The organism is Promicromonospora thailandica, from assembly GCF_024171955.1.
In the GTDB taxonomy this organism is placed as follows: Bacteria; Actinomycetota; Actinomycetes; order Actinomycetales; family Cellulomonadaceae; genus Promicromonospora; species Promicromonospora thailandica.
Window position 1 is genome coordinate 200,790 of sequence record NZ_JAMTCS010000011.1, and the last position, 12,437, is coordinate 213,226.

Annotated in this window: 8 protein-coding genes; all 8 read left to right on the plus strand. The window is 70.0% G+C overall.

Annotated features, from left to right (window positions below; all coding sequences use genetic code 11):
• Window positions 1-125 precede the first annotated feature (125 nt).
• Complete coding sequence (locus APR03_RS18155) at window positions 126-2,591, plus strand: ATP-binding protein (RefSeq protein WP_308216516.1); 2,466 nt, start codon at window positions 126-128, stop codon at window positions 2,589-2,591.
• A 120-nt stretch (window positions 2,592-2,711) separates the two neighbouring features.
• Window positions 2,712-3,215, plus strand: coding sequence for a hypothetical protein (locus APR03_RS18160; RefSeq protein ID WP_253837835.1), 504 nt, complete (start codon window positions 2,712-2,714; stop codon window positions 3,213-3,215).
• A 382-nt stretch (window positions 3,216-3,597) separates the two neighbouring features.
• Entirely contained in the window at window positions 3,598-5,286 is a 1,689-nt protein-coding gene (locus tag APR03_RS18165; RefSeq protein WP_308216517.1) for a peptide ABC transporter substrate-binding protein, read from the plus strand.
• Window positions 5,287-5,438: 152 nt separating this feature from the next.
• Entirely contained in the window at window positions 5,439-6,365 is a 927-nt protein-coding gene (locus tag APR03_RS18170; RefSeq protein ID WP_253837837.1) for an ABC transporter permease, read from the plus strand.
• Window positions 6,358-7,317, plus strand: a complete 960-nt coding sequence (locus tag APR03_RS18175) for an ABC transporter permease (protein WP_253837839.1) — start codon at window positions 6,358-6,360, stop codon at window positions 7,315-7,317. The genes APR03_RS18170 and APR03_RS18175 overlap by 8 nt, the downstream gene beginning before the upstream one ends.
• Window positions 7,314-9,059, plus strand: a complete 1,746-nt coding sequence (locus APR03_RS18180) for a dipeptide ABC transporter ATP-binding protein (RefSeq protein WP_253837841.1) — start codon at window positions 7,314-7,316, stop codon at window positions 9,057-9,059. The genes APR03_RS18175 and APR03_RS18180 overlap by 4 nt, the downstream gene beginning before the upstream one ends.
• A 238-nt stretch (window positions 9,060-9,297) precedes the next feature.
• Window positions 9,298-11,253, plus strand: coding sequence for a translational GTPase TypA (typA, locus tag APR03_RS18185; protein ID WP_253837843.1), 1,956 nt, complete (start codon window positions 9,298-9,300; stop codon window positions 11,251-11,253).
• Between the two features lie 94 nt (window positions 11,254-11,347).
• Window positions 11,348-12,430, plus strand: coding sequence for a PIG-L family deacetylase (locus APR03_RS18190; RefSeq protein ID WP_253837845.1), 1,083 nt, complete (start codon window positions 11,348-11,350; stop codon window positions 12,428-12,430).
• Window positions 12,431-12,437: the final 7 nt, after the last annotated feature.

The following is a 12,437-nucleotide window of genomic DNA, read 5'->3' on the forward strand; positions in this document are numbered from 1 at the left end:
TCGCTTCGCACAGGACGAACCTGGTCGTCGGGCCAGATGCACGCGTGTGGGCCTGTCCTCACCTCGACGAAGTCGTGGCCTGCGTCGGCCTGAGTGCGAGTCGCCTGTCTGCTTACTCTTGATCGGTGACCGGACAGCGTGATGCCCAACGTCTCGATCTGCGGGCCCTCCGGCGCCGGGCGATGCTCACGCAGGAAGAGCTCGCGTCCCGGGCGGGTGTCGCGGCGCGCACCATCCGCGACCTGGAGTCCGGCAGATCGCGACCGCAGGCGCGGACCCTGCGTCTCCTCCTGGACGCTCTGGGACTGGACGTCGCGGGCCCAGACGCCGCCGGGCCGGAGCCTGAGGAGGACGCGCCCCGCGGCGCGCCGCTCGCGCCGGACCGGACCGTTCCGCGCGAGCTGCCCCGAGCCCCGACGGTGTTCGTCGGGCGCGACGAGGTCGTCGACGGCGTCGTCGCGGCGGTCGAGAGCGGGTCGCTCCTCGTCGCGCTCCACGGCATGGCCGGTGTCGGCAAGACGTCCGCGGCGGTCTGGTTGGCCCACCGGCTGGCACCGCGGTTCCCGGACGGTCAGATCTTCGTCGACCTGCACGGTGTCCGGAAGGCGGACGATCCGCAGCCGGACCCGCGCGGCGTCCTGACGCGTCTGCTCCGGAGCCTCGGCACGGACGGCCAGGAGCTGCCGGCAGACCTGGACGAGCTCCGGGCCCGCTACCGCAGCGTGGCCGCCGGCCGCCGCATGCTCCTGGTGCTCGACAACGCGAAGGACGCCGACCAGGTCGAGGCCCTGCTGCCGGGGACACCGAGCAGCCTCGTGCTGTCCACCAGCCGACGGGACCTGTCGCGCCTCGCCGGCGCATACTCCGTGCCCCTGGGGGCGCTCGACCTGGCCGAGGCCGTCACCATGCTCCGCGCGGAGGTCGGCGACCGGATCACCGGCCAGGACGCGGTGGCCGTCGCGGAACGCTGCGGCTGCCTCCCCCTCGCGCTCGGCCTCGCCGCGGCGCGGCTCCGCAGCCGCCCCCAGTGGACCGCGAAGGATCTGCTCGCCCGGCTGTCCGACGACGACCACCTGCTCTCCGAGCTCGACCTCCGGCACGGCGGTGTCGCCGCCGCGCTGAACGCGTCGTACACCGAGCTCGACGGCGACCACCGGCGCGTCTTCCGCCGCATGAGTCTGGTGCCCGGCGACGACGTCGACGCGCTCGCCGCCGCTGCCCTCTCGGAGCTGAAGCAGCAGCGCACCACCTGGATCCTCGAGGCCCTCGTCGACGTGCACCTGGTGGAGAGCCGCTCGCCCGGCCGCTACCGGCTGCACGACCTCGTGCGGGTCTACGCGACCCAGCTCGCCGCCGCGGAGGAACCGGAGGCCGACCGGGACAGGGTCCTCGCCCGGCTCGTCGACGTCTACCTCCACTTCGCGTACCGCGCCGCCCACCAGATCTCCGCGACGACGGTCCGGGTCCTGACCGAGGGGATGGCGAAGTACGACCTGGGCCTGCCGGGATTCGTCGACAAGGCCGCCGCCCTGGCGTGGTTCCGCGCCGAGCGTGCCAACCTGGCCGCCGCGGTGACGGCGTCCTGGCGCTCGGGCAACCTCGAGGCGGCCTGGCACCTGGCCACCGCCTTCGGCGCGTTCCGGCTGGCCGACCGGGACTACGAGGAGTACCTGCGGATCAACGACGCCGCGCTGGAGATCTCGCGCGACCTCGGGAACACGGCCTACGAGGCCGTCACGCTCGCGGACCGGGGCAGGCACCTCCTGGTGGAGGGCCGGTGCGGCGAGGCGATCACCTGCCTGGAGCAGGCCGTCGCCCGCTACCGCGATCTCGGGGACGACGCCGCGGCGGCGATGGCGCTGCGCACCATGGGTATCGCACACCGCCAGTCCGGACGGTTCGCGCAGGCGCTCGACGTGTACGGCGCGGCGCTCGTCGTCGCGGACGCCGCCGGCGAGCCGCTCGCTCGCGTGGTCGTGCGGGCGAACATGGTCGCGCCCCTGCTCCGGCTGGGGCGTCTGGCGGACGCCGAACGGTGCCTCGACGAGACCGAGCGGCTGCTGGAGGAGGGGGACGAGTACAACCGCCTCCGCATCGACAGCTACCGGGGCACCCTGGCCCGTGAGAAGGGCGACGCGGTCGGTGCCTCCGTGGTGCACAGCGCCTGCCTCGACCGCTGCAGACAGCTCGGGTTCCGCGCCGGCCTCGGTCCCGTCCTGGTGGAGCTCGGGACGGACCTGACCCTCATGGGTCGCGGCGCGGAAGCGGCCGCCTACGTCGCGCAGGCACTCGAGGACGCGGAGGAGCTGGGATACCCGGCACTGGTGCGCACGGCGCTGGTGGACCTCGGGCGAGCGAGGCTCGTCACCGGCGAGCTGGACGAGGCCGCCGAGCACCTGGAGCGGGCGGCCGTCCTCGCGGAGTCGCACGAGGACGGCTATGAGCTCGCGCGGGCCCGGCACGGCCTCGCCGACGTCTGGCGCGCCCGGGGCGACACCGCCCAGGAGAGGCAGCACCTGCGGCATGCCGCGGAGGCGTACGCGGCATGCGGCGTCCCAGAGGCCGAGGAGGTCGAGCGGCGGCTCGGCTGACGGACGGTCGGGAGATCTCCTGCCGCTGATCTGCCGGTCCGCCGCCTGGTCACCCGAGCCGCACGCGCACGAGACTGGTCTGGCGTTCGAGGCCGTACCCGACTGCGCAAGGAGAGAGCAATGGCAAGCAACACCGATCGGATCCCGGGCAGACGCGCTCGGCTGCGCGTGCTCGTCGCGGCGATCTTGGCTCTGTTCGCCTTCGTGGGCGCCACCCAGCCCGCGTCGGCGGCTTCTGTCGTCCTGAAGAAGGTCGGCAGCCAGACGTCGATCTGGACTACTACCAACTACATGACGCCGAGAGATGACAAGGTGACGGTGTCCGTCATCCCGACCTTCACCAGCCACACGTCCACCTCGGTCAAGCTGACCACGTTCAGGATCTGCTTCTCCACGACGTTCGACCCTGAGCACGTGGCCGTCTCGATCTCGCCGGTGATCACCGACAACGGGACCGGTTGGACGGACGACTGGGTCTACCGCACCTACTACAGCGGAGACTGCCGCACGTACACCGTCAACCGCACCTTCCGAAACAACAGCACCGACCACATGTTCCGGATCGAACCGAGGATCACCCACTCACTGATCGGTGGCAGCACCACGGCCGCCTACGAACGCTAGGAGGCCACCTCGCGCGGTGCCTGGTCGTCACGGCGATCGGGCGCCGCGCCGTGCTGCCGTACCGCAGCGCCCGCCGCCCGTGCACGTGTGCGTGGCCTGGGGCGGTCGAAGAACCGTATGCTGGGGCAACGGGTGAATTTCCTGACACCGGACCTCACGGTGCGTTTGTTACGGGTGTGAGAACCGCCTGGTCAGAACTGTTACCCGCGGTTACCTGTGCGTACCGAGATGGTCACAACTCGGTGGCGTTTCTCGGGTGGTGGTCATCACCATATGCACGGACCGGTTACGTTAGGTCGTGATACCACGGGGTGCAACGAAGCGCCCGCATGCTCCGGGCGGCGACCGCCGAGCCGGGGTGTACTGCTACCCAGGAGGACACGTGACACCTCGAAAGCGACTGATGGGGCTCGGTGCGTTCGCGCTCGCCTCGTCGCTCGTGCTCACCGCATGTGGCGGTGGCGACAGCGGCGACGACAGCAGCGAGGGCACCAGCACCGGGATCGTGACGATCAGCAACGGTGAGCCCCAGAACCCGCTCGTCGGGTCGATGACCAACGAGACCGAGGGTGGGCTCGTGGTTCAGCAGCTCTACTCGGGTCTCGTCTACTACGACGCCGAGGGTGTCGTGCACAACGAGATCGCGGAGTCGATCGAGTCGGACGACAACCAGACCTGGACGATCACGATCCAGGACGGCTGGAAGTGGTCGGACGGTACGGACGTCACCGCGGCCAACTTCGTCGATGCGTGGAACTGGGCCGCCTACGGCCCGAACGGTGCCAAGGGTGCCGGCTTCTTCGACCCGATCGAGGGCTTCACCGAGACGCAGGGCGTTCCTGAGTTCGACGAGGAGGGCAACGTGTCCGGCATGGCCGAGGAGCCGACGGCGGAGACGCTGTCCGGGCTCGAGGTCGTGAGCGACACCGAGTTCACGGTCACGCTGAACCAGCCTGAGTCGGACTTCCCGATCCGTCTCGGCTACTCGGCGTACTTCCCGCTGCCCGACGCGTACTACGACGACATCGAGGCGTTCGGCGAGAAGCCGATCACGAACGGCCCGTACGTGCTCGAGGACTGGCAGCACGACTCCGAGATCAACCTCGTGCCGAACGAGGAGTACAACGGCCCGCGCAAGGCCCAGAACGGCGGCCTCGACTTCATCGTCTACACGGACGAGAACACGTCGTACGCCGACCTGCAGGGTGGCAACCTCGACATCCTCGAGAACGTGCCGACGTCGGCCATGAGCACCTTCGAGGAGGACCTGGGTGACGGCGCCATCAGCGAGCCGTCCGCCAGCTTCGCCGCGATGACGGTGCCCGAGTGGCTCCCCGAGTTCCAGGGCGAGGCCGGTCTCAAGCGCCGTCAGGCCCTGTCCATGGCGATCAACCGTGAGCAGATCACGGAGACGATCTTCGCGGGCACGCGTATCCCGGCCACGGACTTCACGTCGCCGGTCATCGACGGCTGGACCGGTGAGATCCCGGGCAACGAGGTCACGGAGTACAACCCGGAGGAGGCCAAGTCCCTGTGGGACGAGGCCAACTCGGAGGACCCGCTGCCGGACGACTACGTCCTGACGATCCACACCAACACGGACTCCGACCACCAGGCGTGGGTCGAGGCGGTCTGCAACGGGTACATCAACGACCTCGACATCAAGTGCGAGATGACGGGTTACCCGACCTTCGACGAGGTCCTCAACGAGCGTGACAAGGGCCCGGACGGCAAGGTCAACGGTCTGTTCCGTGCCGGCTGGTCCGCTGACTACCCGTCGCTGCAGAACTACCTGGGCCCGCTCTACAGCAAGGCGGCCCTGGCCGGCTCCAACGACGGCCGGTACGAGAGCGACGAGTTCGACGCCGCCCTCAAGGAGGCCGCTGCGGCTCCCTCGCTCGAGGAGGCCAACACGCTCTACAACAAGGCGCAGGAGATCCTGTTCAAGGACCTGCCGGGCATCCCGCTGTGGTACTACTCGACGACCGCCGGCCACTCGGAGGCCGTGGACAACGTCGAGTTCGGCTGGGACAGCATGCCGCTGCTGTACGAGGTGACCAAGTCGGAGTGACTGTGATCACTTCCGGTTCGCCGGAGTGACCAATCACGCCAGGTGACGGGCGGGGCGCGTGAGGAGCGCGCCCCGCCCTCCACTGTGCGGAGCCTGAGCACCGGATGCGGTCCGGGAGAATGTTCCGCAGCTACCCACAAGGAGACCAACCAATGCTCTGGTACATCGGACGCCGGCTGTTGCAGGTGATCCCCGTGTTCCTCGGCGCCACGCTGTTGCTGTACGGGCTCGTGTTCCTGCGCCCTGGCGATCCCGTGGCCGCACTCGGTGGTGAACGCGGTCTGTCGCCGGCTGCCGAGATCGCGATCCGCGAGGCGTACCACCTCGATCAGCCGTTCATCGTGCAGTACCTGTACTTCCTCAAGGGCGTCTTCACGTTCGACATGGGGGTCACGTTCACCGGGCGCCCGGTGGTCGAGGTGATCGCTCAGGCCTTCCCGGTCACGTTCCAGCTCGCCATCATGGCGATCGTCATCGAGACCGTGTTCGGCATCGGCTTCGGCCTGTGGGCCGGGGTGCGCAAGGGCAAGCTCTTCGACTCGACGGTGCTGCTGTGGAGCCTCCTGCTCATCTCGCTGCCCACGTTCGTCATCGGTTTCGTGCTGCAGGCCGTCGTGGGTGTGCAGCTCGGCTGGCTGCCGATCACCGCCGGACGCGATCCTGATTTCATCAGCCTCCTCATGCCGGCCATCGTGCTCGCGACCACGTCGTTCGCCTACATCTTGCGCCTGACACGGACGTCGGTGGTCGAGAACATCACGGCGGACTTCGTGCGGACCGCCCGGGCCAAGGGGCTGGGGCGCGGCAAGATCATGACGCGCCACGTGCTGCGCAACTCGCTCATCCCCGTGGTCACGTTCATCGGTATCGACCTGGGCAACCTCATGGCCGGCTCGATCGTGACCGAGGGCATCTTCAACGTCAACGGCGTCGGTGGAACCCTTTACCAGGCGATCACCCGCGGCGAGAACGTCACGGTGGTGTCGCTGGCCACGGTGCTCGTCGTCGTCTACATCGTCGCGAACCTCATCGTCGACATCCTGTACGCCGTCCTGGACCCGAGGATCCGTTATGCCTGACAACCGCTACGAGAACACTTCGCGACCGGGACAGGAGCACTTCGTCGCGCCCCCGGAGGACGTGCGGGTCGGTGTCGTCGACGCCGTCGACACCTCCGAGGCGCCGTCCAGCCTGTGGGGCGACGCGTGGCGCGACATGCGGCACCGGCCGCTGTTCTGGGCCTCCGCCGCTCTCATCGTGCTCGTCATCCTCATGGCCACGATCCCCTCGCTGTTCACGTCGACCAGCCCCACCGAGTGCCACCTCGAGAGCTCCCTGGCAGGTCCCGCGGCCGGTCACATCTTCGGGTTCGACAAGCAGGGCTGCGACATCTACGCGCGTGCGATCTACGGTGCCCGTGCGTCGGTGACCGTGGGTGTGCTGTCCACGGTGTTCGTCGTCGTCGTCGGCACGATCATCGGCTCGATCGCCGGGTACTTCGGCGGCTGGCTCGACACCCTCCTGTCCCGGTTCACCGACATCTTCTTCGCGGTGCCGTTCGTCCTCGCGGCGATCGTCATCATGAGCCTGCTGCAGAACCGGAACGCGCTGGTGGTGGCCATCGTCCTCGCGACGTTCGGCTGGACCTCGATCGCGCGCATCACACGCGGTGCCGTGCTCGGTGTGAAGAACAACGAGTTCATCACCGCGGCCAAGGCCCTCGGCATGGGGCGGCTGGCGATCCTGGCCAAGCACGTGCTGCCCAACGCGGCCGCACCGATCATCGTCTACGCGACGGTCGCCCTCGGTACGTTCATCGTGGCGGAGGCCACGCTGAGCTTCCTCGGCATCGGTCTGCCGACGTCGACCGTCTCGTGGGGCGGCGACCTCGACAAGGCGCAGGTGTCCATCCGGGTGGCCCCGGAGATCATGATCTACCCGGCGACCGCGCTCGCCCTGACCGTCCTCAGCTTCATCATGATGGGTGACGTGGTCCGCGACGCGCTCGACCCGAAGGCGAGGAAGCGATGACCACGACGATCACCCTCACCGACGGTGCCACCGAGGATGCCCCGGTGCCCGCCGAGAAGCGTGACGACAGCACGCCGCTGCTGGAGATCAAGGACCTCAAGATCTCGTTCACCACGGCCACCGGCACGGTGGACGCCGTGCGCGGCGTGGACCTCACGGTCTACCCGGGCCAGTCCGTGGCGATCGTGGGCGAGTCGGGATCCGGCAAGTCGACGACGGCGCACGCGATCATCGACCTGCTGCCCGGCACCGGCAAGGTGACCGGCGGGTCCATCTCGTTCGGCGGGCGCGAGCTCGTCGGCCTCAAGCGCCGGCAGGTCGAGGACCTGCGCGGTCGCGAGATCGGCCTCGTGCCGCAGGACCCGATGTCGAACCTCAACCCGGTGTGGCGCATCGGCACGCAGATCGACGAGGCGCTGGTGGCCAACGGCTTCCAGGGCAGCAAGGCGGAGCGCACCGCGCGCGTCGCCGAGCTGCTCGGCGAGGCGGGCCTGCCGGACGCCGCCCGCCGTGCCCGCCAGTTCCCGCACGAGTTCTCCGGTGGCATGCGTCAGCGCGCGCTCATCGCGATCGGCCTGGCCTCGCGGCCCAAGCTGCTCATCGCGGACGAGCCCACCTCGGCGCTCGACGTCACGGTCCAGAAGAAGATCCTGGACCACCTCGAGGGGCTCACCGCCGATCTCGGCACCGCCGTCCTGTTCATCACCCACGACCTGGGCCTGGCCGCCGAGCGCGCCGAGCACCTCGTGGTGATGTACAAGGGCAAGGTCGTCGAGTCCGGGCCGGCGCTGCAGATCCTGAAGGACCCGCAGCACGAGTACACCAAGCGGCTCGTCTCCTCGGCGCCGTCGCTGGCCTCCCGCCGCATCCAGTCCGCGCACGAGCGGGGCCAGGAGGCCGAGGACCTGCTCGCCGAGCACGCCGACGAGACGGCCACCCAGGCGCCCGACGTCGTCGTGGCCAAGGACCTGACCAAGGTGTTCCACATCCGTGGTTCGCGGCCGGGTACGCACACCGACTTCACGGCCGTGGACGGCATCGACTTCACGCTGCCCAAGGGCCGCACCCTCGCGCTGGTGGGGGAGTCGGGGTCCGGCAAGTCGACGGCGGCCAACATGGTGCTGGGTCTGCTCGAGCCGACGTCCGGCACCGTGCAGTTCGACGGCAAGGACGTCGGCAAGATGTCCGCGAAGGAGCAGTTCGCGCTGCGCCGTCGCGTGCAGCCGGTGTTCCAGAACCCGTACGGTTCGCTGGACCCGACCTACTCGATCTTCCGGTCGATCGAGGAGCCGCTGGTCCTGCACAAGGTGGGCGACCGCAGGTCGCGCGAGGCGCGGGTGCGCGAGCTGCTCGACATGGTCTCGCTGCCCCAGGCGACCATGCGGCGGTTCCCGAACGAGCTGTCGGGCGGACAGCGGCAGCGCATCGCCATCGCGCGTGCGCTGGCGCTCAAGCCCGAGGTGCTGGTGCTGGACGAGGCCGTCTCGGCGCTCGACGTGCTGGTCCAGGCGCAGATCCTGACGCTGCTCAACGACCTGCAGGCCGAGCTGGGGCTGTCCTTCCTGTTCATCACGCACGACCTGGCCGTGGTGCGGCAGATCGCCGACCTGGTGGCCGTGATGAAGGACGGCAGCATCGTGGAGCACGCGACCACCGACGAGGTGTTCGACAACCCGCAGCAGGAGTACACGCAGGACCTCCTGGCGGCGATCCCGGGCGCGAGCCTGGAGATCGGCGGCTGACACCCCTCTCCGCCGAAGTAGAACCAGGGCGAAGTAGAACTGCAGCGAAGTAGAACGGCAGCACATCCGTGGGATGTGCTGCCGTTCTACTTCGCTGCAGTTCTACTTCGGCGCGGGGGTGTTCACCGGACAGTGACACGGTCGACACCTGGGGATTTCGATTCGCGGGTAGGATGGGAGGTGCTGCGAGACCGGTCCCTTCGGGCCAGAGTCCGCGCCCCTGACCTCCCTTCTGGAAATGAGTGCTTCCGTGACCGTGCCTGCAACCGCGCCGACCTCGGCCCGCGCGACCCGATCCGACCTGCGCAACGTCGCGATCGTGGCTCACGTCGACCACGGCAAGACCACGCTCGTGGACGCCATGCTCAAGCAGGCGGGCGCGTTCTCGGCCCACCAGCACGTGGACGACCGCGTGATGGACTCGGGCGACCTGGAGCGTGAGAAGGGCATCACGATCCTCGCCAAGAACACCGCGATCCGCTACGCCGGCCCCGCGGCCGCCGCCGGCGGCGAGCCGGGCGGCATCACGATCAACGTGATCGACACCCCGGGCCACGCCGACTTCGGCGGCGAGGTCGAGCGCGGCCTGTCGATGGTCGACGGCGTCGTGCTGCTGGTCGACGCGTCCGAGGGCCCGCTGCCCCAGACGCGGTTCGTGCTGCGCAAGGCCCTGGCCGCGAAGCTGCCGGTCATCGTCGTTGTCAACAAGGTGGACCGGCCCGACGCGCGCATCAGCGAGGTCGTCGCCGAGACCACCGACCTGCTGCTCGGCCTGGCCGGCGACCTCTCGGACGAGGTCGAGGACCTCGACCTGGACGCGATCCTGGACGTTCCCGTGGTCTACGCGTCGGCCAAGGCCGGCCGCGCCTCCACGGAGCAGCCCGCCGACGGCGGCCTGCCGGACAACGAGGACCTCGAGCCGCTGTTCGCCACGATCCTCGAGAAGATCCCGGCCCCCACGTACGAGGAGGGCGTGCCGCTGCAGGCGCACGTCACCAACCTCGACGCGTCGCCGTTCCTCGGCCGCCTCGCGCTGCTGCGCATCCACAACGGCACCCTGCGCAAGGGCCAGAACGTCGCGTGGGCGCGCCACGACGGCAGCCTGCAGAGCGTGAAGATCACCGAGCTGCTCGAGACCAAGGCGCTCGACCGCGTGCCGACCGACCAGGCCGGCCCGGGCGAGATCGTCGCCGTCGCGGGCATCTCCGACATCATGATCGGCGAGACCCTCACGGACCTCGACGACCCGCGCCCCCTGCCGCTCATCACGGTGGACGACCCGGCGATCTCGATGACCATCGGCATCAACACCTCGCCGCTGGCCGGCAAGGGCGGCAAGGGCCACAAGGTCACGGCACGCCAGGTGAAGGACCGCCTCGACTCCGAGCTGATCGGCAACGTCTCGCTCAAGGTGCTCCCGACCGAGCGTCCCGACGCCTGGGAGGTGCAGGGCCGAGGCGAGCTGGCCCTGGCCATCCTGGTGGAGCAGATGCGCCGCGAGGGCTTCGAGCTCACCGTCGGCAAGCCGCAGGTGGTCACCAAGGAGATCGACGGCAAGCGGCACGAGCCCATGGAGCGCATGACGATCGACGTGCCCGAGGAGTACCTCGGCTCGGTCACGCAGCTCCTGGCGCAGCGCAAGGGCCGCATGGAGACGATGACCAACCACGGCACCGGCTGGGTCCGCATGGAGTTCATGGTCCCGGCGCGCGGCCTGATCGGCTTCCGCACGCAGTTCCTCACCGACACGCGTGGCACCGGCATCGCGGCCTCGATCTCCGAGGGCTACGAGCCGTGGCACGGCCCCATCGAGTCGCGCATGACCGGGTCGCTGGTCGCCGACCGCGCGGGCAAGGTGACGCCGTTCGCCATGATCAACCTGCAGGAGCGCGGCTCCTTCTTCGTGGACCCCACGCAGGAGGTGTACGAGGGCATGATCGTGGGCGAGAACTCGCGCAACGAGGACATGGACGTCAACATCACCAAGGAGAAGAAGCTGACGAACATGCGGTCCTCGACGGCCGACAACTTCGAGAACCTCATCCCGCCGCGCAAGCTCACGCTCGAGGAGTCGCTCGAGTTCGCGCAGGAGGACGAGTGCGTCGAGGTGACGCCCGAGGTCGTGCGCATCCGCAAGGTCGTCCTGAACGCGACGGACCGCGCCCGGGCCACGGCCCGCGCCAAGCGCGCCTGACCGCTCCCCGCTGAGTGCTGGACATCCGCCCATGAACGGCCGTTCCGAGGGCGGACGTCCAGCACTCAGTGCGTTGTCGGGTGGGGTGGTCGCCGTGCACGCGCACCCCGACGACGAGACCCTGTCGACCGGCGGCCTGATCGCCACGTTCGCCGCCGCCGGCCTGCCCACCTGCGTGGTCACCTGCACACGCGGGGAGCGCGGGGAGGTGCTCGCACTGCCCGGGACGACGTCGGAGGATCGCGCCGGGCTGGAGGGCGACGGCCCCGCGCTGGGCGCCTACCGCGAGACCGAGCTGGCCGCCGCGCTCGCCGCCCTGGCAGGCGGGCCGGACGGCGCGGGCGCGATCGAGCACGCCTTCCTCGACCGGCTGCCGCCCGCCGGAACCCCCGCGGACGGGGCGGGCACCGTGCAGGACGACGACACCGTGCAGGACGACGACACCCTGCGGTACGAGGACTCCGGCATGGCGTGGGTGTCGCCGGGCGTGGCCGGTCCCGCCCCCGACTCCCCGCCGACGGCGTTCGCCCGCGTGCCGCTCGACGAACCCGCCGGGCGGCTCGCGGCGCTGATCAGGGCGCGGCGGCCCGCCGTCGTCGCCACGTACGAGCCGGGCGGCGGCTACGGGCACCCCGACCACGTGCGCACCCACGAGGTCACGGTGCGCGCACTGGAGCTCGCGGCCGACCCGCGCTGGTACCCGCCTCACGCGACCCCCGGTGCGGCGGTGCACCGGGGCGAGCCGGCCGTCGTCGGGCAGCCGGACCTGCCGTGGGCGGGGGCCGAGCTGTGGCAGGCCGTGGCTCCCGAGGGTGAGGTACGTGCGGCGCGTGCCGAGCTCGCCGCCCTGCCGGCGGCGCGTGCCCTCGCCGCCGCCGAGGGCCTCACCTTCCCGGACCCGGACGAGGCGATGCCGCCGCTCGCCCGGCACGGTCTGGACGCGAGCCCGCCCGACGGCGAGGTGCTGACGCCCGTCGCGGGCGGAGTCCGGGTGGATGTCCGGCCGGTGCTGGACCGCGTGGTCGCCGCGCTGCGGGCGCACGCGACGCAGGTGCAGCACGCGACGACGGCTGCGCGTGCCGCGGGCCCGGTCGTGGGCTGGTACGCCCTGTCGAACGACGTGCTGGCCCCGCTCCTGGCCGCGGAGACGTACCTGGTCGGCCGCCGCGCCCGCTGACGGAGCG

Coding starts and splice junctions, on each gene's coding strand:
- APR03_RS18160 (WP_253837835.1), top strand. CDS start 2,712: ATGGCAAGCAACACCGATCGGATCCCGGGCAGACGCGCTCGGCTGCGC.
- APR03_RS18170 (WP_253837837.1), top strand. CDS start 5,439: ATGCTCTGGTACATCGGACGCCGGCTGTTGCAGGTGATCCCCGTGTTC.
- APR03_RS18175 (WP_253837839.1), top strand. CDS start 6,358: ATGCCTGACAACCGCTACGAGAACACTTCGCGACCGGGACAGGAGCAC.
- APR03_RS18180 (WP_253837841.1), top strand. CDS start 7,314: ATGACCACGACGATCACCCTCACCGACGGTGCCACCGAGGATGCCCCG.
- typA (WP_253837843.1), top strand. CDS start 9,298: ATGAGTGCTTCCGTGACCGTGCCTGCAACCGCGCCGACCTCGGCCCGC.